The sequence below is a fragment of the Arthrobacter sp. BF1 genome, from assembly GCF_056680215.1.
Genome location: NZ_CM155271.1, coordinates 154047 through 174630, shown reverse-complemented (window position 1 = coordinate 174630; position 20584 = coordinate 154047). Strand labels below are relative to the sequence as shown.

Annotated in this window: 20 protein-coding genes; 14 read left to right on the top strand and 6 right to left on the bottom strand. The window is 66.1% G+C overall.

Features of this window, described 5'->3' with window-relative positions:
- Positions 1 to 83 precede the first annotated feature (83 nt).
- From AC1MCD_RS00810 to AC1MCD_RS00765, 10 genes are all read left to right on the top strand, one after another.
- Complete coding sequence (locus AC1MCD_RS00810; protein ID WP_498674967.1) at positions 84 to 620, top strand: gamma carbonic anhydrase family protein; 537 nt, start codon at positions 84 to 86, stop codon at positions 618 to 620.
- A 36-nt stretch (positions 621 to 656) separates the two neighbouring features.
- A complete protein-coding gene (locus tag AC1MCD_RS00805; protein WP_498674965.1) occupies positions 657 to 2345 on the top strand; it encodes a thiamine pyrophosphate-binding protein in 1689 nt (562 codons plus the stop codon).
- A gap of 22 nt (positions 2346 to 2367) precedes the next feature.
- Positions 2368 to 3021: an IclR family transcriptional regulator gene (locus AC1MCD_RS00800; protein ID WP_498674963.1), complete on the top strand. Its 654-nt coding sequence runs from the start codon at positions 2368 to 2370 to the stop codon at positions 3019 to 3021.
- 155 nt (positions 3022 to 3176) lie between these two features.
- Positions 3177 to 4658, top strand: coding sequence for a fumarylacetoacetate hydrolase family protein (locus tag AC1MCD_RS00795; RefSeq protein WP_498674961.1), 1482 nt, complete (start codon positions 3177 to 3179; stop codon positions 4656 to 4658).
- Positions 4651 to 5334 (top strand): GntR family transcriptional regulator, encoded by a 684-nt coding sequence (locus AC1MCD_RS00790; protein WP_498674958.1) that lies wholly within the window; start codon positions 4651 to 4653, stop codon positions 5332 to 5334. The genes AC1MCD_RS00795 and AC1MCD_RS00790 overlap by 8 nt, the downstream gene beginning before the upstream one ends.
- Before the next feature lie 88 nt (positions 5335 to 5422).
- Positions 5423 to 6937, top strand: a complete 1515-nt coding sequence (gene hpaE, locus AC1MCD_RS00785; protein ID WP_498674956.1) for a 5-carboxymethyl-2-hydroxymuconate semialdehyde dehydrogenase — start codon at positions 5423 to 5425, stop codon at positions 6935 to 6937.
- A 38-nt stretch (positions 6938 to 6975) separates the two neighbouring features.
- On the top strand, positions 6976 to 8073 hold the full coding sequence (hpaD, locus tag AC1MCD_RS00780) for a 3,4-dihydroxyphenylacetate 2,3-dioxygenase (protein ID WP_498674954.1): 1098 nt from the start codon (positions 6976 to 6978) through the stop codon (positions 8071 to 8073).
- A gap of 2 nt (positions 8074 to 8075) precedes the next feature.
- Complete coding sequence (gene hpaH, locus AC1MCD_RS00775) at positions 8076 to 8861, top strand: 2-oxo-hept-4-ene-1,7-dioate hydratase (RefSeq protein ID WP_498674953.1); 786 nt, start codon at positions 8076 to 8078, stop codon at positions 8859 to 8861.
- On the top strand, positions 8846 to 9661 hold the full coding sequence (locus AC1MCD_RS00770; protein WP_498674951.1) for an HpcH/HpaI aldolase family protein: 816 nt from the start codon (positions 8846 to 8848) through the stop codon (positions 9659 to 9661). The genes hpaH and AC1MCD_RS00770 overlap by 16 nt, the downstream gene beginning before the upstream one ends.
- A gap of 21 nt (positions 9662 to 9682) precedes the next feature.
- Positions 9683 to 11203 carry an NAD-dependent succinate-semialdehyde dehydrogenase gene (locus AC1MCD_RS00765; RefSeq protein WP_498674947.1) on the top strand — a complete coding sequence of 507 codons (1521 nt, stop codon included), beginning with the start codon at positions 9683 to 9685 and terminating at the stop codon, positions 11201 to 11203.
- A gap of 9 nt (positions 11204 to 11212) precedes the next feature.
- Here the strand turns inward: AC1MCD_RS00765 and AC1MCD_RS00760 are convergent, their stop codons facing one another.
- The 3 genes from AC1MCD_RS00760 to AC1MCD_RS00750 all read right to left on the bottom strand — a co-directional run bounded on the left by AC1MCD_RS00760 (position 11213) and on the right by AC1MCD_RS00750 (position 13727).
- On the bottom strand, positions 11213 to 11980 hold the full coding sequence (locus AC1MCD_RS00760) for a glucosamine-6-phosphate deaminase (protein WP_498674943.1): 768 nt from the start codon (positions 11978 to 11980) through the stop codon (positions 11213 to 11215).
- Positions 11981 to 12068: 88 nt separating this feature from the next.
- Positions 12069 to 12800 (bottom strand): FadR/GntR family transcriptional regulator, encoded by a 732-nt coding sequence (locus AC1MCD_RS00755; RefSeq protein WP_498674941.1) that lies wholly within the window; start codon positions 12798 to 12800, stop codon positions 12069 to 12071.
- A gap of 123 nt (positions 12801 to 12923) precedes the next feature.
- A complete protein-coding gene (locus tag AC1MCD_RS00750; RefSeq protein WP_498678451.1) occupies positions 12924 to 13727 on the bottom strand; it encodes an alpha/beta hydrolase in 804 nt (267 codons plus the stop codon).
- A 399-nt stretch (positions 13728 to 14126) separates the two neighbouring features.
- Between AC1MCD_RS00750 and AC1MCD_RS00745 the strand changes: the two genes are divergently transcribed.
- Together AC1MCD_RS00745 and AC1MCD_RS00740 are read left to right on the top strand one after the other, a co-directional pair.
- The gene (locus AC1MCD_RS00745; protein WP_498674939.1) at positions 14127 to 14312 is read left to right on the top strand and encodes a hypothetical protein; all 186 of its coding nucleotides are present in this window, start codon (positions 14127 to 14129) and stop codon (positions 14310 to 14312) included.
- 36 nt (positions 14313 to 14348) lie between these two features.
- Positions 14349 to 14495, top strand: a complete 147-nt coding sequence (locus AC1MCD_RS00740) for a hypothetical protein (RefSeq protein ID WP_498674937.1) — start codon at positions 14349 to 14351, stop codon at positions 14493 to 14495.
- A gap of 151 nt (positions 14496 to 14646) precedes the next feature.
- Here the strand turns inward: AC1MCD_RS00740 and AC1MCD_RS00735 are convergent, their stop codons facing one another.
- From AC1MCD_RS00735 to AC1MCD_RS00725, 3 genes are all read right to left on the bottom strand, one after another.
- Positions 14647 to 15483 (bottom strand): IclR family transcriptional regulator, encoded by an 837-nt coding sequence (locus AC1MCD_RS00735; RefSeq protein ID WP_498674935.1) that lies wholly within the window; start codon positions 15481 to 15483, stop codon positions 14647 to 14649.
- A gap of 98 nt (positions 15484 to 15581) precedes the next feature.
- The gene (locus tag AC1MCD_RS00730; protein ID WP_498678449.1) at positions 15582 to 16835 is read right to left on the bottom strand and encodes an aminopeptidase P family protein; all 1254 of its coding nucleotides are present in this window, start codon (positions 16833 to 16835) and stop codon (positions 15582 to 15584) included.
- Positions 16836 to 16893: 58 nt separating this feature from the next.
- Complete coding sequence (locus AC1MCD_RS00725) at positions 16894 to 18297, bottom strand: MFS transporter (RefSeq protein WP_498674933.1); 1404 nt, start codon at positions 18295 to 18297, stop codon at positions 16894 to 16896.
- Between the two features lie 457 nt (positions 18298 to 18754).
- Between AC1MCD_RS00725 and AC1MCD_RS00720 the strand changes: the two genes are divergently transcribed.
- Both AC1MCD_RS00720 and AC1MCD_RS00715 read left to right on the top strand, forming a co-directional pair.
- Entirely contained in the window at positions 18755 to 19858 is a 1104-nt protein-coding gene (locus AC1MCD_RS00720) for an S-(hydroxymethyl)mycothiol dehydrogenase (protein ID WP_498674930.1), read from the top strand.
- On the top strand, positions 19858 to 20478 hold the full coding sequence (locus AC1MCD_RS00715) for an MBL fold metallo-hydrolase (protein WP_498678446.1): 621 nt from the start codon (positions 19858 to 19860) through the stop codon (positions 20476 to 20478). Before AC1MCD_RS00720 ends, AC1MCD_RS00715 begins: the two co-directional genes overlap by 1 nt.
- Positions 20479 to 20584 lie beyond the last annotated feature (106 nt).

The following is a 20584-nucleotide window of genomic DNA, read 5'->3' as shown; positions in this document are numbered from 1 at the left end:
CTCACACAGCAACACAGAATCACGACGGCGGTGCCCCGCACGTTCTGCGGGGCACCGCCCCTCCACCTCACCCAAGGGAACCCATGACCGCACACATCCTGGCCGTCGACGGCCGCAACCCCGCACTCTCCGAAGACACCTGGATAGCCCCCACCGCCGTCGTCGTCGGATCTGCGGCCATCGGTGCCGGTACCGGAATCTTTTACGGCGCCGTTGTCCGGGCGGATATGGAGGACATCACCATCGGTGCGGGCAGCAACGTCCAGGACGGCGCTGTTGTTCACGCCGACCCCGGCTATCCGGCCCGCATCGGCAGCAACGTCAGCGTGGGACACGGAGCTGTCCTGCACGGCTGCACCGTTGGTGACGGGTCGCTGATCGGCATGAATGCCACGGTTCTCAACGGAGCCGTCATCGGGGCCGGTTCCCTGATCGCAGCCAACGCGCTGGTCCTTGAGGGCACCGAGGTTCCGCCGGGATCCCTCGTGGCAGGCGTCCCCGGAAAAGTCCGCCGCCCGCTCACAGCCGGGGAAATTGACCACTGCCGCCGGAACGCGGCCACCTACACCGAGCTCACGCGGAAGCATCGGCACGCAGAGCCCACCGTCCCGTCCGTCTGACACGCCGGGCCCGAATTTAGCAGGATGAAAGAAGCCATGACCAGCACCAGCACCGAAGTTCCAGCCACCGGCAAGGCCACCGGCGTCCCGGACGAGGGCAATGTGGCGGCGATCGTCGCCGACGTAGTGGCCGAACGCGCAGGCCACCTGTTCGGGCTGATGGGCAACGGCAACGTCCACCTCATCAGCAGGCTCACGCGCCGCGGTTTTCCCTTCACCTCCGCCCGGCATGAAGCCGCCACGGTGTCCATGGCGGACGCCTACCACCGGGCGACCGGAGGCGTTGCCGCCGCCACCACCACCTATGGCGCTGGCTTCGCCAACGCCTACACAACCCTCGCCGAGGCCCGGATGGCCCGCATCCCGCTGGTTTTGGTGGTGGGCGATGCACCCACCACCGGGCTCCGTCCTTTCGACATCGACCAGGCCAAGGCGGCTGAGGCGGCGGGCGTGGTTACCCTGGTGGTCGGCCCGGGCAACGCTGCCGCCATCACGCACCGCGCGTTCGATCTCACGCTGCAGACCGTCCAGCCCGTGGTCCTGGCCATTCCCTACGACCTTGCCACCGCCGAGCCCGCGGACCCGGAACCGCTCGAACCGTTGCCTGCCAAACCGGCGTGGCCTGCTGATCCGGACGATCTGGACCGGGTCGCGGGCCTGCTCGCCGCCGCGGAACGGCCTCTGATCCTGGCGGGGCGCGGCGTCCTGTTGGCCCGGGCCACTGAACCGCTGGGCGGCGTGGGGGACCGGCTCGGCGCACTCTTCATGACCTCAGTCATGGCAGCCAACGCCTTTGACAGCCCCTGGGACCTGGGCATCGCCGGCGGCTTCACCCGCAGCCACCGCCTCGACATTGCCCGCCAGGCCGACGTCGTCCTGGTGGTGGGAGCCAGCCTGAACGCCTTCCAGACACGCTACGGAACCCTGTTCCCGCCAAGCACCAGGATCATCCGGGTGGACAACGAGCCGGACCCGGGTCTGGCCGCACCGGAGTACATCCGGGCCGACATCCGCCCCTTTATCGAGGGGCTGCTGGAGCGCATCCCCACAGCCGCCCTCACCTGGCGGGACCGGGTCCCGGAGGTGTCCGCGGCGGAGTTCCGTTCATCGCACCCCAGCGAAGACGCGGCAGAGTTCGGCCCGGACGGCCGCCTGAATCCCCGGGCCGTCGTCGCCGCCCTGGACCGGATCCTCCCGACAGAACGCTCGGTGGTGATGGACGGCGGGCACTTCATCGGCTGGGCGCCGATGTACCTTTCGGTGCCGGACCCGCAGGCAATGATCCTCGTGGGTACCGCGTTCCAGTCCATCGGCATGGGCTTTGGGTCCGCCGCCGGCGTCTCGGTGGCCCGCCCGGATCGCACCACCGTCCTGGTCAGCGGTGACGGCGGAGGCCTGATGGGCCTGGCCGATTTCGAGACCTTCCTCCGGGCCACGCGAAGGGGCGTCGCGGTGGTCCTCAACGACTCCGCCTACGGGGCCGAACTTCACCAGTATGCCGCCAAGGGACTCCACGACCAGGCCATGCTGATTGACGAAGTGGACTTTGCCGCCGTCGGGCGCGCTTTGGGGGCGGAAGGCTCCAAAGCGCACACGCTGGCCGACCTTGGCCGGTTGCAGGAGTGGCTGGCCACCCATGAGGAAGGCGTCTATGTCCTGGACGTTGCGATCTCCCAGAAAGTGGTGGCCGAATACATGGCTGAGTCCGTGGCCGCCAAGGGCTGAGCGGACGCCATAAGCTGGCCATATGCCCTCTCCTGAGACCAACGGAAGCAACCGCACGCTCGAACGTGCCGCCGCCATCCTTGATGCTGTGGGCCGGTCCGCCGTGTCAGCCAGTGAGCTGTCCCGGCGGACCGGCCTGTCGCTGTCGACGGCGCACCGGCTTGCCCTGCAGCTCGCGGACTACGACTTCCTGCGCCGCACGGACAGCGGAGCGTTCCGAATGGGTGACCGGTTCGTCCGGTCAGCCCTGGAGAACGCAGGCATATCGGTCCTCAATGACCTCCGGGACCAGACCGGCGAGACCGCGCAGCTGTGGGTGCGGCGGGGGGATGAACGAGTCTGCCTCTACAGCGCCGACAGCCGGCACGAGCTCCGCGCCACCCTTCCCCCGGGCTCCAGGCTGCTCCTGCCGCAAGGCTCCAGCGGCCGCCTCCTCGCGGCCGAAGAGGACGCCCTTGCCGAGTTGTCCCTGACCGGCTGGATTGAATCGGTTGGTTCCCGCACCCCCGGCCTTGGCTCAGTCAGCGCTCCCGTGCGCACCGGGGAAGGGATGGTCGCCGCAGTATGCCTGGCCATGCCCCTTGCCCGGGTATCGGAATCGCCCGGAAAAGATCACGGGAACCTGGTGGTCACGGCTGCGCGGCGAATCGCCGAGGCAGTGGAACTGAGCATCTAGGCGCTCCGCGTTAAGGCACTGCGCATCCAAGCCTCTCAGGCCGTTTCTGCCGGATGAAGCGCACCTCAAACTACTTCCCATTTGGGGGTTGACAGGCACCCAAGCGGTTTGCCATAGTCATCGTATACGATTTCGTACTTGATGAGGAGACGGTTTTGGAGCAGGTCAACGGGGACATCCTCGCAGCGGCACGCAAGGTGATCGCGGTACACATCAACTACCCCAGCCGGGCAGCCCAGCGGGGCCGCACGCCGGCCCAGCCGTCCTACTTCCTCAAGCCGTCGTCCTCGCTCTCCCTCAGCGGAAGCGTGGTGGAACGCCCCGCAGGCTGCGAACTGCTCGGCTACGAGGGCGAGATCGCCCTGGTCATCGGAAAGGCGGCCCGGCGCGTCGGCATCGAGGATGCCTGGAGCCACGTTGCCGCGGTGACCGCCAGCAACGACCTGGGCGTCTATGACCTCCGCTACGCGGACAAGGGCTCGAACCTCCGGTCCAAGGGCGGAGACGGCTTCACCCCGGTGGGCCCGGCACTGCTCCCGGCGGATGCCGTGGACCCTGCCGGACTGCGCATCCGCACCTGGCACAACGGCGAACTGGTCCAGGATGACACCACCGAGGACCTGCTCTTCCCGTTCGCCCGGCTGGTGGCGGACCTGTCCCAGCTGCTCACGCTCGAGGAGGGGGACATCATCCTCACCGGCACACCGGCCGGCGCCTCCGTGGCCAAGCCCGGTGACGTGCTGGAAGTTGAGGTCAGCACTGCTGACGGCCGCCTCACCACAGGGCGCTTGGTCACCGCCGTGGAGGAAGGCACGACGGCGTTCGCTGAGTTTGGTGCCGCACCCAAGGTTGATGACCTGCAGCGGGAGGAGGCGTACGGTTCACGCGAAGCGGCGGGTTTGGCACCTGCGGAAGCGGCCGCCGTCGGGCCTGTCCTCTCCCCCGAGCTGAAAGCCAAGCTGGAAAGCGTCGCCACTGCCACCCTGTCCTCCCAGCTGCGCAAGCGCGGCCTGAACAACGTCAGCATCGACGGCCTGCAGGCCACCCGGCCTGACCGCCGCGTTGTGGGCCTGGCCCGGACCTTGCGCTACGTCCCCAACCGTGAGGACCTCTTCAAGACCCACGGCGGCGGCTTCAACGCCCAGAAGCGCGCCATAGATTCGGTCAACGAAGGCGAAATCCTGGTAATGGAGGCCCGCGGCGAGAAGGGCACGGGGACGGTCGGCGACATCCTGGCCCTGCGCGCCCAGGTCCGCGGCGCTGCGGCGATCATTACCGACGGCGGCGTCCGCGACTACACCGCGGTGGCCGGCCTGGAGATGCCCACCTACTTCGCCAACCCGCATCCTGCCGTGCTGGGCCGCCGCCACATCCCGTGGGACACGGACATCACCATCGCGTGCGGCGGTGCCACGGTTCAGCCGGGCGACATCATCGTGGCCGACTCCGACGGCATCCTGGTGATCCCGCCGGCCATCGCCAAAGAACTGGTGGAGGACTGCATCCAGCAGGAAAAGGAAGAAACTTTCATCTTCGAGATGGTCCAGCAGGGCAACAGCGTCGACGGGTTGTACCCCATGAACGCTGAGTGGCAGGACCGGTACAAGGAATGGGAAGCAGGGAAAGCCAATGACTGAGACTGCAGTGGCTGAATCGACAGCGGCCGCCGGCAGCAAGTCCCAGCAGGCCTACGAAGCAGTAAAGGCCCAGATTGTGGGCGGCACCTTCACGCCCGGGTACCGGTTGGTCCTGGCGGTCATCGCCAAGGACCTGGGTTTCAGTGTGGTACCGGTCCGGGAGGCCATCCGCCGGCTCGAGGCCGAGGGACTGGTGAAGTTCGAGCGGAACGTGGGCGCCACGGTGGCCGGGATCGACCCCACCGAATACCTCTACACGATGCAGACCCTGAGCATTGTGGAGGGCGCTGCCACCGCGTTGTCCGCTCCGCTGATCGGCGAGGCGGATGTAGCCCGGGCCCGCGCAGTGAACGAAGAGATGCGCGAGTGCCTGGAGCACTTCGATCCCGTCCGCTTCACGCACCTCAACCAGGACTTCCACAGCGTCCTCTTCGAACACTGCCCCAACCCGCACATCCTGGACCTCGTCCACCGGGGCTGGAACCGGCTCGCGTCACTGCGGTCCTCCACGTTCCGCTTCGTCCCCGGCCGTGCCCACGACTCCGTGGACGAGCACGAGGCGTTGCTCCGGCTCATAGAATCCGGGGCCGACGCCGAGACCATCGAAAAAGCAGCACGACTCCACCGCAGCGCCACCCTTGACGCCTACCTCGCGCAGGCTCAACCCCTCCCATAAAGCAACGCGGGGTCACTAATCGCCCGATAAACGGCCCTCATTGGGCGAAAAGTGACCCCGCGTTGGACTAGTAGCTAAGGAAACAACAATGACGTTCACTGCCGCAGAAGCCAGCACGCATTACGTGCCGCAGGACCTGCCCACCCACATCCAGCACTACATCAACGGCCAGTTCATTGACTCCGTGAACGGTGCGACGTTCGACGTCCTGGACCCGGTCTCCAACACGAACTACGCCACCGCGGCAGCCGGCCAGAAAGAGGACATCGACCTCGCCGTCGCCGCCGCCCGTGAAGCCTTCAAGAACGGCCCCTGGCCCAGGATGAAGCCCCGCGAACGCGCCCGGATCCTGAACAGGATCGCCGACGCCGTCGAGGCCCAGGAAGAACGGCTCGCCGAACTCGAGACCTTCGACACCGGCCTGCCCATCACCCAGGCCAAGGGCCAGGCCCTGCGTGCGGCCGAGAACTTCCGCTTCTTCGCGGACCTGATCGTGGCGCAGTTCGACGACGCCATGAAGGTTCCCGGCTCCCAGATCAACTACGTGAACCGCAAGCCGATCGGCGTCGCCGGCCTCATCACGCCGTGGAACACCCCGTTCATGCTGGAGTCCTGGAAACTCGCCCCGGCGCTGGCCACGGGCAACACCGTAGTCCTCAAGCCGGCCGAATTCACCCCGCTCTCTGCCTCGCTGTGGGCGACCATTTTCAAGGACGCCGGCCTGCCGGACGGTGTGTTCAACCTGGTCAACGGCCTCGGCGAGGAGGCCGGCGACGCCCTGGTCAAGCACCCGGACGTTCCGCTCATCTCCTTCACCGGTGAGACCACCACGGGCCAGACCATCTTCCGGAACGCGGCGGCCAACCTTAAGGGCCTGTCCATGGAACTCGGCGGCAAGTCCCCCTGCGTCGTGTTCGCCGATGCCGATCTCGACGCCGCGATCGATTCCGCCCTGTTCGGTGTCTTCTCGCTCAACGGCGAGCGCTGCACGGCCGGGTCCCGCATCCTGGTGGAACGCGCCATCTACGACGAGTTCTGCGAAAAGTACGCGGCCCGGGCCAAGAACATCGTGGTCGGTGACCCGCACGACCCCAAGACCCAGGTGGGGGCGCTGGTCCACCCGGAGCACTACGAGAAGGTGGCGTCCTACGTGGAAATCGGCAAGTCGGAAGGCAAGCTCCTTGCCGGCGGCGGCCGCCCCGAGCACCTCCCCGAAGGCAACTACATCGCACCCACGGTGTTTGCCGACGTCGCCCCCGACGCGCGGATCTTCCAGGAAGAAATCTTCGGCCCCGTCGTCGCCATCACCCCGTTCGAGAACGACGACGAAGCGCTGGCTTTGGCGAACAACACCAAGTACGGCCTGGCGGCCTACATCTGGACCCAGAACCTGACCCGGGCGCACAACTTCTCCCAGAACGTCGAGGCCGGCATGGTGTGGCTGAACAGCCACAACGTCCGCGACCTCCGCACCCCGTTCGGCGGCGTCAAAGCCTCGGGCCTCGGCCACGAAGGCGGCTACCGCTCCATCGATTTCTACACCGACCAGCAGGCCGTGCACATCACGCTCGGCAGCGTCCACACCCCCAAATTCGGCGCCTGACAGCGCTTCCCAAACCCTTTCAAAGAAGAGAGAACTCCATGACGAACTTTGTTCCCACCCCCACCGTTCCGGCACCGGACATCGTGCGCTGCGCCTATATGGAAATCGTGGTTACCGACCTCGCGAAATCGCGGGAGTTCTACGTGGACCTCCTGGGCCTGCACGTCACCGAGGAAGACGAGAACAACATCTACCTGCGATCCCTTGAGGAGTTCATCCACCACAACCTGGTGCTCCGCAAGGGACCCATCGCCGCCGTCGCCGCCTTCGCCTACCGGGTGAAGTCCCCCGCCGAGGTGGACGCCGCCGAGGCGTACTACAGGGAACTCGGGTGCCGGGTGGAACGCCGCAAGGAAGGCTTCACCAAGGGCATCGGCGATTCCGTCCGCGTCGAGGATCCGCTGGGCTTCCCCTACGAGTTCTTCTACGATGTTGAGCACGTGGAACGCCTCACCCAGCGCTACGACCTCTACTCCGCCGGCGAACTGGTCCGCCTGGACCACTTCAACCAGGTCACCCCGGACGTGCCCCGCGGCCGCAAGTACCTCGAGGACCTGGGCTTCCGCGTCTCCGAAGACATCAAGGATTCCGACGGCGTCACGTACGCCGCGTGGATGCACCGCAAGCAGACCGTGCACGACACCGCCCTGACCGGCGGCAACGGCCCGCGCATGCACCACGTCGCGTTCGCCACGCACGAGAAGCACAACATCATCCAGATTTGCGACAAGATGGGCGCCCTGCGCATCAGCGACAGGATTGAACGCGGCCCCGGCCGCCACGGCGTCTCCAACGCCTTCTACCTCTACATCCTGGACCCCGACGGCCACCGCATCGAGATCTACACCCAGGACTACTACACCGGCGACCCGGACAACCCCACCATCACCTGGGACGTCCACGACAACCAGCGTCGCGACTGGTGGGGCAACCCCGTGGTCCCGTCCTGGTACACCGAGGCCTCCCTGGTCCTGGACCTCGACGGCAACCCGCAGCCCGTCATCCAGCGCACCGACGCCTCCGAAATGGCCGTCACCGTGGGCGCCGACGGGTTCTCCTACACCCGCAAAACCGAAGGAGAGGGGGCCGGCGCCGTTGAACAGAAGTCCGGTTTCAAGCTCGGAGCGCAGCTGTAGCCATGCTGGATTCCAAGACGATTGAGGCCATTGCGGACGAACTGCTCGAAGCTGGCCGGACTCGCACCCCGGTCCCCCGCCTCACGGCCCGCTACCCGGAGATGACGGTGGAGGATTCCTACGCCGTCCAGCAGCTGTGGCGCCGCCGGAACGAGGAAGCCGGCCGCACGCTGGTTGGCCGGAAGATCGGCCTCACGTCCCGGGCCATGCAGGCCGCCACGGGCATCACCGAGCCGGACTACGGCGCCATCTTTGATGACATGGTCCTGGAAACGGGCTGCTCGGTGGAGTGGGACAAGTACACGCATCCCCGCGTGGAGGTGGAGCTGGCGTTTGTCCTGAAGAGCGCGCTCAAAGGCCCCGGCTGCACCATCTTCGATGTCCTGAACGCCACCGATTACGTGATCCCGGCCCTCGAAATCCTGGACTCCAGGATCGAGATGGAGGGCCGGACCATCGTGGACACCATTGCGGACAACGCCGCCATGGGCGCCATGGTGATCGGCGGCAACCCGGTCAAGCCGGACGCCGTGGACCTCCGCTGGGTCTCAGCCATCCTGTACAAAAACCAGACCGTCGAGGAGACCGGCGTAGCCGCAGGCGTCCTGGACCACCCCGCCAACGGGGTGCACTGGCTGGCCAACAAGATCGCAGCCCACGGCGACGGCATGAAGGCCGGCGACATCATCCTGGCCGGCTCCTTCACCCGCCCGATGTGGGTCTACAAGGGCGACACCGTCCACGCCGACTACGGACCGCTGGGAGTTGTGACATGCCGCTTCGACTAGAAGACACGTTCCGGGACGCCCTGCGGAGCGAACAGGGTGAAGCAGGCCGTCCGCTGGCCGGGATGTGGGTGTGTTCCGGCAGCCCGCTGATCGCCGAGCTCTGCGCCGGGTCCGGCCTGGACTGGCTGCTGGTGGATGCCGAGCACAGCCCCAACGGCCTGGAATCCATCCTCGCCCAGCTTCAGGCCGTCCACGGCTACCCGGTCCACACCCTGGTCCGGCCGCCGGTGAACGACACCGTGGTGATCAAGCAGTACCTGGATCTCGGTGTGCAGAACCTGCTGATCCCCATGGTCAACTCGGCGGCGGACGCGGAGGCTGCCGTGGCGGCCACCCGCTACCCGCCTCACGGGGTCCGCGGGGTCGGTTCGGCGCTTGCCCGGGCCGCCCGCTGGAACCGGGTCCCGGACTACCTTGCCCGGGCCGGGGAAACCATCAGCGTCACGGTCCAGATCGAGTCAACGGCGGCTGTCGACCACGTGGAAGACATCCTCGCGGTTGACGGCGCGGACGCGATCTTCCTGGGCCCCTCGGACCTCGCCGCTTCCCTGGGCCTGCTGGGACAGCAGGAACACCCCAAGGTGCGCGCCGCCGTCGAACATTGCCTGGCGGCTGCGAAAGCGGCCGGAAAGCCTGCCGGCGTCAACGCCTTCAACCCCGACACCGCCCGGCACTACCTCAACAGCGGCGCCAACTTCATCCTGGTGGGCGCCGACGTCGCCTTGCTGGCCCGGGGCTCCGAAGCCCTCGCGGCCCGGTACGTCCAGCCGTCCGACGGCGATTCGCCCGCCAGCTACTGATCACTCCTAAGGACTTTCCTCATGACCGTTTCCGAGATCGCCCCTGCCATTTCACCCGAGCGTGAAGCCGAACTGCTCGCCTCTGTTCCCACCGGCCTGCTGATCGGCGGGCAGTGGGTGGACGCGTCCGACGGCGGCACTTTCGATGTGCACGATCCCGCCACGGGGGAGGTGCTCGCCACCCTCGCCTCCGCCACCAGCGAGGACGCGGTCGCCGCGCTCGACGCCGCGGACAAGGTCCAGGCGTCCTGGGCGCGGACGGCACCGCGGGAACGGGCCGAGATCCTGCGCCGTGCCTTTGACCTGGTCACTGAACGCGCCGAGGACTTCGCGCTGCTGATGACCCTGGAAATGGGCAAACCGCTGGCCGAAGCACGTGGCGAGGTGATGTACGGCGCCGAGTTCCTGCGCTGGTTCTCGGAGGAAACCGTCCGCGATTACGGCCGCTACCTCACCACGCCCGAGGGCAAAAACAAGATCCTCGTCCAGCACAAGCCGGTGGGCCCGTGCCTGCTGATCACACCATGGAATTTCCCGCTGGCCATGGCCACCCGCAAGGTGGCCCCCGCCGTCGCCGCCGGCTGCACCATGGTCCTGAAGCCTGCAAAGCTCACCCCGCTGACAGCTCAGTTGTTCGCCCGGACCATGCTCGACGCCGGCCTGCCCGCCGGTGTCCTGAACGTGGTGTCCTCCGCGTCGGCATCCGGCATCTCCGGGCCGCTGCTGAAGGATTCCCGGCTGCGGAAGGTTTCGTTTACCGGCTCCACGCCGGTCGGCAAACGCCTCATCGCCGACGCAGCGCAGAACGTACTGCGAACCTCCATGGAGCTCGGCGGCAACGCACCCTTCATCGTCTTCGAGGACGCCGACCTGGACCAGGCCGTCGAGGGTGCCATGGCGGCGAAGATGCGGAACATGGGCGAGGCCTGCACCGCCGCCAACCGCTTCCTCGTTCAGGAATCTGTCGCGGCGGAGTTCACAGCCAAGTTCGCCGCCGCGATGGGCGCCCTCACCACCGGCCGCGGCACCGACCCCGCCACCCAGGTCGGACCGCTCATCGACGCCGGCGCCCGTGACGACGTGCACGCTCTGGTGAGCGCCGCCGTCGCCGCCGGCGCCACCGCCATTACCGGCGGGACACCCGCGGAGGGCCCCGGCTACTTCTACCCGCCCACCGTGCTCGCCAACGTGCCCAACGACGCCGCCATCCTCCGCCAGGAAATCTTCGGACCCGTCGCCCCCATCACCACCTTCACAACCGAGGAAGACGCCATCCGGCTGGCCAACGCCAGCGAATACGGCCTCGCCTCCTACCTCTACAGCCGCGACTTCAACCGGCTGCTGCGGGTGGCAGAGCAGATCGAATTCGGCATGGTGGGCTTCAACGCCGGCGTCATCTCCAACGCGGCGGCGCCCTTCGGCGGAGTCAAGCAGTCCGGCCTTGGCCGCGAAGGCGGTTCGGAGGGCATCGCCGAATACACCACCACCCAATACATCGGCATCGCGGACCCCTACGCCGGGCATAAGGAGCAGACTATGTAGCCAGGCCCGTTAGACGCCGGCGCGTGCACCCGCCACCCGGACGGCCACCTGGCCGCTGCCCGGTGCCAGCTGCGAAGCGGCTGCCTCGTCGGCCACCACCGTCACGTGCGGGTGCCGCTGCAGGACCGACGCCGGGCAGTCGGCGGTGACGGGACCGTTCAGGGCGGCGGCCAGGATGCCGGCCTTGTCCGCGCCGTTGACCACCAGCAGCAGGTGCCGGGCTTCCATGATGGTGCCCAGGCCCTGGGTGATGCAGCGGAGCGGAACTTCGTCCGCCGTGCTGAAGTAGCGGGCGTTGGCCGCGCGGGTGCGCTCGGTGAGGACCTCCACGCGGGTCCGTGAATCCAGGTCGGAGCCGGGCTCGTTGAAGGCCAGGTGACCGTTGTGGCCGATGCCGAGGATCTGCACGTCGATGCCGCCGGCGGCGGCGATGGCGGCATCATATTCGACAGCTGCCCGCTCGGGGTCAGCGGCGCTGCCGTCCGGGACGGCAACCTTGGCGGGGTCCAGCTGCAGCCGTTCAGTCACCTCGCGACGGACAACCTCGGCGTAGCTTTCGGGGTGTCCGGCGGGCAGGCCCACATACTCATCGAGGGCGAAGCCACTGACCCGGGACATGTCCACGGTGTGGCCTGCGAGCGCAGCGTAGATGGGCAGCGGTGAGCCGCCCGTCGCCAGGCCCAGGACTGCGTCGGGCTTGCTGCGGATGACGGCGGCAAGGATCCCGGCGGCAACGGAACCGGTGGCTGAGGCGGTAGGCACTACGAAGATTTCCACGGCAAGGGCACTTTCTACGAAAATTCGGGCAGGGCTGAGGCCGCCCGGTTGTGCAGGCGGTGGGGACGGACGGGTTCAGGCGGCCGGCCTAACTGGCGGCGACGTCCTTGAGTTTCGAGCGGATGCCGTCAAAGTGGCGCTGCAGGCGTTCGGAGGCCAGTGCTTTATCCTTGTTGGCCACGGCCTCGTAGATGTCCCAGTGGTCCTGGGTCTGCTCTTCGAGGTTAACGGGACCTGTTCCGAGGGCCAGGTGGATCTTGCGGTACACCTGCCAGAACACGTCCATCAGGTTGATCAGCAGCTCATTGTTAAGGGGTGCGTACAGGCGGCGATGGAACTCGGCGTCGTGAACGTACAGGTGTTCGCCGTTCTTGGCTGCGGCTTCCATGGCTTCCATCGTGGCGCGCAGGTCGGCCAAGTGCTGGTCCGTGAGGAGGTCGATGGCCGACCCGATGAGTCCCGATTCAAGGGCCTGGCGCACATCGATCAGTTCCATGGCTTCCTCGCCCTTGTGGCGAAGCGACAGCCGGCCGCGGAAGGTCAGGCCGGAGACGAGGGCACTGAAGTTGTTAGGTGCAACGAACATGCCGAAGCCGTGCCGGATCTCGATGACACCCAAAGCCTGCAGTACCTTCAGGGATTCGCGGACGGTGTTGCGGCCCACGCCAAGTTCGGCGGAGAGCTCGCTTTCGGTGGGCAAGGAATCGCCGACGTCCAGGCCGCGCTCCAGGATGAGGTCCATAATCCGCGTCTGCAGGGCATGCGAACGGAGCTGGGCGCTGAAACGGGCGGGCGATACTTCTTGGGATGCGGTAGCCACGTGGTCTCCTCCTTGCCGCGCCCGGGGGCAACGACTTGTATTACCTCAAGGGTACAGGAGATGGGACGTCCAATGTCTAGAGTGGCTTAACTAATTATCCACCCTTCCCCCTACAGACCGAATCTAACCCAGAAGCGACCGAACCAGCTCGCGGCACGTCCGGTATGCGGGGGTTTTCGGATCGATGAGGTCGAAGTGGTCGCCGGGCACGCTGACCAGGCGCGTCGCCATGTGAGCTGCCGTCCCGGCATTGACGTAGGACTCGGACTGGCTCTGGGGAACACTGTCGTCGTCGGCTGCGTGGACCGCGATGACCGGCACCGCCGGCGGGAGGGTGGTCATGGGGTCCGCGTATCTGTGGCGCTGGGGATATTCCGACGACGGCCCGCCCAGCAGGTTGCCCACCGCACCGTTGCTGAGGTTCAGTCGCTCCGCCTCGGCGAGGTTGAGGAGTCCGGACTGGCTCACCACGCCGGTGAGGTGGACCGACGTCGCATCCTGCCGGCGCGGTACCTGGCTGTCCGTGTCCGGAAGACCCAATTGGGCGAGCTTGCCCCGGCCCGCAGCCCATGCAGCCAGGTGCCCGCCGGCTGAATGGCCCAGCGCCACTACCGGCCCCAGGTTCAGGGCGTGCACGGCCGCAAGGTCCTGCAGTTTGTCGATTCCCGCCAGCACATCGATGAACGTGTTCGGCCAGCCGCCGCCGTTGCCGGCCCGGCGGTATTCAAGGTTCCAGGCGGCCATACCCTGCGCTGCCAGGTCCTTGGCGATCGGTTCCCCGAGTTCGGCGCCGTACTGCGAGCGCCAGTAGCCGCCGTGGATCACCACCACCACGCCATGATGCTCTCCCCCGGCCTGCAGTTCCGGCAGGAAGAGCTCACCCCACTGGCTGGGGTCCTCGCCGTACTGGTACTTGTGCCGCCTCACCGCAACCCCCGTGACACTGCCGGAATCGCCGTCCGTAGTGGTGCCGCTCGAACACGCGGCCATCGCGCCCCCGGTTGCCGCCACAGCGGCGCCCGCCAAGGTGCGCAACACCAACGTTCGACGCCGCAGCTCAGTCATGTGCCGAGCCTACAGCGTTGGGACAAGGGATTTTGTGCACTTGAATAGAGGCAACAATGGGGCCGCGACCCGCCTCCGCCGCCCCCCCTAATGCGTGGCCCGAACCGCCCGCCGCGGCCCCGAATGAGCGTAGTGTCGGTAGTAGGAGATTTCGGGTGGTGAAAGAGGTCCGGGGTTGAATACTCGGGCCGTGCGCGCAGAGAGCGCGCAGCCGCCAGCCGGGTCCGGTGACCCCCCAGCGTTGCATGGAATCGAGGCCGCATGGCCGAGAACGACGCTCGCCCGTCAGCGGAACAGTTGCAGGACCTGCTTCTTGAGAGTCCAGGCTTTACCGAATTTCTGCTGGGACTGACAGCCATTTCAGCGTCCTTGCTCGGCGGGAACGCGCCCATGCTGTGGGCCATCACGGTTGAGCGTGAGACGGGGGCCGGCAACGGTGGGCAGTAGCTCGGAGGGGGCCCGCGCCCTGGACGAACGGCATACATGCAGGGCCTGCTCTCCCTGCCGCAGCTCCAACGGGACCTTTTGGCACTGGCTGCCAACGAACTTTTCGCCGACCACAATGGCCCGTGCGCACCCTACTCCGACGAGATCGAAGCCGGGGACCCGCCAACGCCCGAGGCCACGTAGCAGCGCCGGACGCTCTCTCACTTAATGCTTGTTTTTGACCGTCCCTCTCTCACTTTCCTCAGGAGAGTGAGAGAGGGATGGGTAGAAACCCACATTAAGTGAAAGAGCGTTCCGGTTTTTCTTGCACTAAGTGAGAGAGCGTTTGGGGTCTTTAGAGTGCTGGGGCGGCGGCGGCGGCGGTGTTTCCGCCCAACCTCGCCGTGACCTTGTTGGCCGCTGCCGCGCAGGATTCGCCAAGGTTCTGCAACCGCTCCTGGGAGACGCGGAACCGCGGGGCGGGGATGAGGACAGCTGCCACAACATCGCCGCGGTGATCGTAAACGGGGGCGGCAACGCCGACTTCATCCAGCGAGCTCTCCCCGTAATTGACCGCCCACCCACGGCGGGAATCGTCTTTAAGGCGGACCAGGTAGCCGTCGAGGCTGGTCTCATCCACCCCTGCGTACGTGATGGCTCCGCTGCGGATAAGGGAGCGCACGCGTTCTTCCGGTTCCGTTGCAAGGAACACCTGGACCGAGGCGCTCAACGCGTCGTTGTACCGCGCCCCCAGCGGGGTGGTGTGTTTGATCTGATGGCGGCTCGCGATCTGCTCCACGCAGATGGACTGATTGCCCTCCCACATCATCAGGGCGCTGGTCTCCCCCGTCAGTTCGGTGAGCTCCCGGAGAACCGGATAGGCGACGCGGCGCTCTTCCAGTTCAGCCAGCAGCGGCCCCGCGACGGCGATCAGCCCCAGTCCGAGGCGGAAACGGCGGGTGTCCGCGTCCCGCTCCACGAGGTTTTCCTGTTCAAAAGTCGCCAGGATCCGTGACACCGTGCTCTTGTGCAGGCCGACCCTGTTCGCGATTTCTGTGACGCCCAGCAAGGGTTCGTCAGCGGTGAAGGATCGCAAAACGGCGATGGCGTTGACAATGACCGAGGCGCCTTTGGTATCGGCCTTGCCGTTAACGTCGCTGCCGTTGGTGTCACGGGAATCTGGTGTGGTCATGGTGCTCACTATCATTGCGCATAGTCCGCGGAAAGCGGCGCCGCAGCCAGTGCGGCGCCGCTTTCCGGCCTAGGAACCCGGAGGGGCCAGCCTCGGGGCTAGGCTCCGATGATGTTGTATTCCGGGCCGAACGGGAACTTGGTGATGTTCTCGGCTCCGTCTTCGCCGACCACGAGGATGTCGTGTTCGCGGTAGCCGCCGGCGCCCGGCTGGCCATCGAGAACGGTGATCATCGGCTCCATGGAGACCACCATGCCCGGTTCCAGCACGGTGTCGATGTCCTCGCGGAGCTCCAGCCCGGCTTCACGGCCGTAGTAGTGGCTGAGCACACCGAAGGAGTGGCCGTAGCCGAACGTGCGGTTGGCCAGCAGGCCGTGGCCCACGTAGATCTCGTTGAGCTCCGCGGCGATGTCCTTGCAGACAGCGCCGGGCTTGATCAGCTCCAGACCGCGCTTGTGGACCTCGACGTTGATGTTCCACAGCTCCAGTGAGCGGGCATCCGGTTCGCCGTAGAACAGGGTGCGCTCCAGGGCGGTGTAGTAGCCGGACGTCATCGGGAAGCAGTTCAGGGACAGGATGTCGTGTTCCTGGATCTTGCGCGTGGTGGCCCAGTTGTGGGCGCCGTCGGTGTTGATGCCGGACTGGAACCACACCCAGGTATCGCGGATTTCGGAGTTCGGGAAGGTCCGGGCGATCTCGTGGACCATGGCCTCGGTGCCGATCAGGGCGACCTCGTATTCGGTGATGCCGGCAGTGATGGCGTTGCGGATGGCTTCGCCGCCCAGGTCGCCGATGCGTGCACCGTGCTTGATGACCTCGATCTCCTCAGCGGACTTGATCATGCGCTGACGCATGGCGGCCTGGGCCACGTCCACCAGGGTGGCGCCGGAGAAAGCGGCCTGGATCTTGTTGCGATTGTCCAGCGGCAGGGAGTCGTCCTCCACGCCGAGGCGGCGCGGGTTGATGCCGCGGGTGCGCAGGACTTCCTGGATGGCGAAGATGTAGTTGTCGCGGCGCCAGTCCGTGTAGATGATGTTGTCGCCGTAGCTGCGGCGCCACGGCATTCCGGCGTCGATGTTCGCGGTGACGGTGACGTTGTCATCCTTGGTGACCACCATGGCGTAGGAACGGCCGAAAGTGGTGAAAAGGAAGTCGGAGTAGTACTTGATGGAGTGGTAGCTGGTCAGGACGACGGCGTCGAGGTCCTTCTCGACCATGATGCGGCGCAGGCCGGCGAGCCTACGCTCGAACTCCGTGTCGGAGAACGTGAGGCTGACCTTCTCGCCGTTCTTCAGGACCTTGGTGCGCTCCAGTTCAGCGATGGACGATGCGTTCTCGGTGGTGATGGTCATGGTGTTGCCTTTCTGTGGTGCAGTTACTTTGAGGTGGGAAGTGGTGGAAAGAATTGGGTTACTCATGGCGCAGCGGTTCGTTGCAGGTTTCCCTGGAGAGCGCCACGGCGATCAGGGAAATGACGGCCGCGCCGACGAGGTACCAGGCGGGGGCCAGGTTGTTGGCGGTGGCTGCGATTAGGAGGGTTGCCATGAACGGTGCGGTGCCGCCGAACAGGGCGTTGGAGAGGTTAAAGCTGACGGCGAAGCCGCTGTAGCGGACCCGGGTGGGGAACATTTCGGCCAGGAAACTGGGAAGCGTCCCGTCATTGAGCGTGAGCATTGCGCCCAGCAGAATTTGGACGAGGACGATAACCAGGAAGTTCCCCGTTCCCAACAGTGCGAAGGCGGGTACGGTCAGCACGATGAAGGTGATGGACGCACTGATCAGCACCTTTTTGCGGCCGTAGCGGTCCGAGAGCATCCCAGTCAGGAAGATGAACCCGATGTAGGTCAGCAGCGCGATGGTCGTGGCAAGGAACGATTCGGTGGCGCCGAGGCCCAGCTCCGAGGACAGATAGGTGGGCATGTAGCTGAGGATGACGTAGAACCCGACGGCGTTGAGCAGCACGGCTCCGACGGCCTGAAGCAGCTGCCGCCAGTGGTTCCGGAACAGGTTGGACACAGGCGCCTTGACCGCCTGATCCTCCTTCGCCATTTCGCGGAACACGGGAGTGTCTTCGAGTTTGGTCCGGATGTAGCGGCCGATCAGTCCCATCGGGGCAGCCAGCAGGAACGGCAGGCGCCAGCCCCAGCTGTGCATCGCGTCGGACGTGAGCAGGACGGTTAAGAGGCCCGCGAGCAGGGAGCCCAGGAGCAGCCCGGCCGCGGTGCTGGCCGGTACAACTGCCGCGTACAGGCCGCGCTTGTTGGCGGGTGCGTACTCGACGAGGAAGGCCGATGCTCCGGCGTACTCACCCGAGGCTGAGAAGCCCTGCACTACCCGGATGATCAGGAGCAGGACGGGCGCCCAGATGCCGATCGTGCCGTAACCCGGGATGAGTGCGATGCAGAACGTGGCCCCGGACATGATCAGGATGGACAGCGAAAGTGCTGTCCGCCGGCCCACCTTGTCGCCGATGTGGCCCCAGACGAAGCCGCCCAACGGGCGGACCAGGAACGAAATGGCGAACAGGGCGAAGGTCAGCAGGAGTCCGGTCTGGGGGTCGGATTCAGGGAAGAACACTGTGGCGATTGTGACGGCAAGGTAGCCGTAGACGGCGTAATCGAACCATTCAACGAAGTTGCCGATGAAGCTGGCCGCGATAACTCTGCGGCGGGTTTCCCTGCTGACAGCGTTGTCAGCAGGGTTGTAGCCCTGGCCACTCAGGGTGCTGCGGCCCGCACCGGAACCATCGTGCGTGGGATCTGGCTCCGGGTTATGCTCCCGGCCACGGGCCGGGGAGGAAGTTTCGTTACTCATGTATCCACCAAATTGGTTTGGGGTTGCATTCAGCGCAACGCTGTTGCAACAGACTATGGGTGATGGGCGCCACAGTCAATGGTCTATTTTGAGTATTGCGGCGACTTGGGCGCCGTGGATGTCCCCCGGGCCGTAACACAGGAGGCAACGTGGTCCGAGTGGCCGCATTGAAAACCGGATATCCTACAGTTGCGTTTAGCGAAGCCTCGTTGCGCCGCGGCGACTTGGGCCATGGTCCTGAGGCCACGCACCCACGCAGCACTGCGGCGTTCTATTGACAGCCACAGCGCGGGCTGACATATTTCGAGTACGCGCGATACGCGCCGTGTTGTGTAATACGCACTATGCAGTCTGCGAGCCTCGGGCTGGGAGCCGCGGCGAAACCCTAAACTGACGGGCGCCGGCTGGCGCCCAAGCGCCGTCCCCGAGTCCCTGTCCTCAGGAAGGAAACCAGCCAATGGTTCACAAAGTAAAAGCGGTCATCGCCAAGGAAAAGAACGCCCCGGTTTCAGTGGAGACCATCCTCGTACCGGACCCCGGCCCGGGCGAGGCGCTGGTGGATATCCTGACGTGCGGTGTCTGCCATACGGACCTGCACTACAAGCAGGGCGGCATCACCGATGATTTCCCCATCCTGCTGGGCCACGAGGCAACCGGTGTTGTCAGTGCCGTCGGGCCAGGCGTCACTGAGGTGGCCCCCGGGGACCGCGTCATCCTGAACTGGCGCGCCGTGTGCGGCGAATGCCGCGCCTGCGCGAAGGGCCAGCCGCAGTACTGTTTCAACACCCACAACGCCACGCAGAAAATGACGCTCGAGGACGGCACCGAACTCTCCCCCGCGCTGGGCATCGGCGCCTTCGCGGAGAAGACCCTGGTTGCCGCCGGGCAGTGCACCAAGATTGACGACGACGTCGATGCTGCCGCCGTCGGGCTGCTCGGCTGCGGGGTGATGGCCGGCATCGGTGCCGCCATCAACACGGGAGAGGTCAAGCGCGGCGAGTCCGTGGCCGTGATCGGCTGCGGCGGCGTGGGCATCGCCGCGATCGCCGGCGCCAAACTCGCCGGCGCCACCACGATCATTGCCGTGGACATCGACGCCAACAAGGTGGCGATGGCCAAGTCCCTCGGCGCCACGCACGGCGTGGATTCCAGCAAGGAAGACCCCATCGAGGCGATCCGGGCCCTCACCAACGGCAACGGCGCGGACGTGGTGATTGACGCCGTCGGACGTCCCGAAACGTACAAACAGGCGTTCTACGCCCGCGACCTCGCCGGCCGCGCAGTGCTCGTGGGTGTCCCCTCGCCGGACATGAAACTCGAACTGCCCCTGCTGGACGTCTTCGGCCGCGGCGGGTCGCTGAAGTCATCCTGGTACGGGGACTGCCTGCCCTCCCGCGATTTCCCCATGCTCGTGGCCCACTACAAGCAGGGCAACCTGGACCTGGACGCCTTCGTCACCGAACGCATCACCATCGACCAGGTGGAGGAAGCCTTCGCCAAAATGCACGAAGGCAAGGTCCTGCGCTCCGTCGTCGAACTCCCCGCCGCGGCGGCCTCATGATGGGCGTCCGGATCGAGAACCTGGTCACCTCAGGCACGTTTTCGCTCGACGGCGGCACCTGGGACGTGGACAACAACGTCTGGATCGTGGGCAACGACGATGAGTGCGTCATCATCGACTCCCCGCACGACGCCGGGGCGATCATCAACCAGGTCCGTGGCCGGAAGGTCCTGGCCGTCCTCCTCACCCACGCCCACAACGACCACATCGGGGCCGCCCGCGAAGTCGCGGCCGCCGTCGGCGCCCCAATCATCCTGAACCCCGAGGACCTGGTCCTCTGGAAGCAGGTCTACCCCGATACGGAACCGGACCGGCACCACGCCGACGGCGACGTTTTCGAGGTGGCCGGCGCAACCCTGCAGGCCATCCACACCCCCGGTCACTCATCGGGTTCCACCTGCTTCTACTTGGAAAGTGAGGGAACAGTCTTCACCGGCGACACGCTCTTCAAGGGCGGCCCCGGCGCGACGGGGCGCTCCTACAGCGACTACCCCACCATCCTCACCTCCATCCGGGAACGGCTCTTGACGCTCCCGCCCGACACCGTGGTCCGCACCGGCCACGGCGAGGACACCACAATTGGGGCCGAACGGGAAACGCTGGCTAAGGTGTCCCAGTAGAGCAGGATTCCCCAACGGCACGATCCCGACGAGGCGCGCCACAACACTCGGCGCGCCTCATCGGGCGTTTTGAACAGGAACGGCGTGAGCCGGTAAGGAAGTTGGA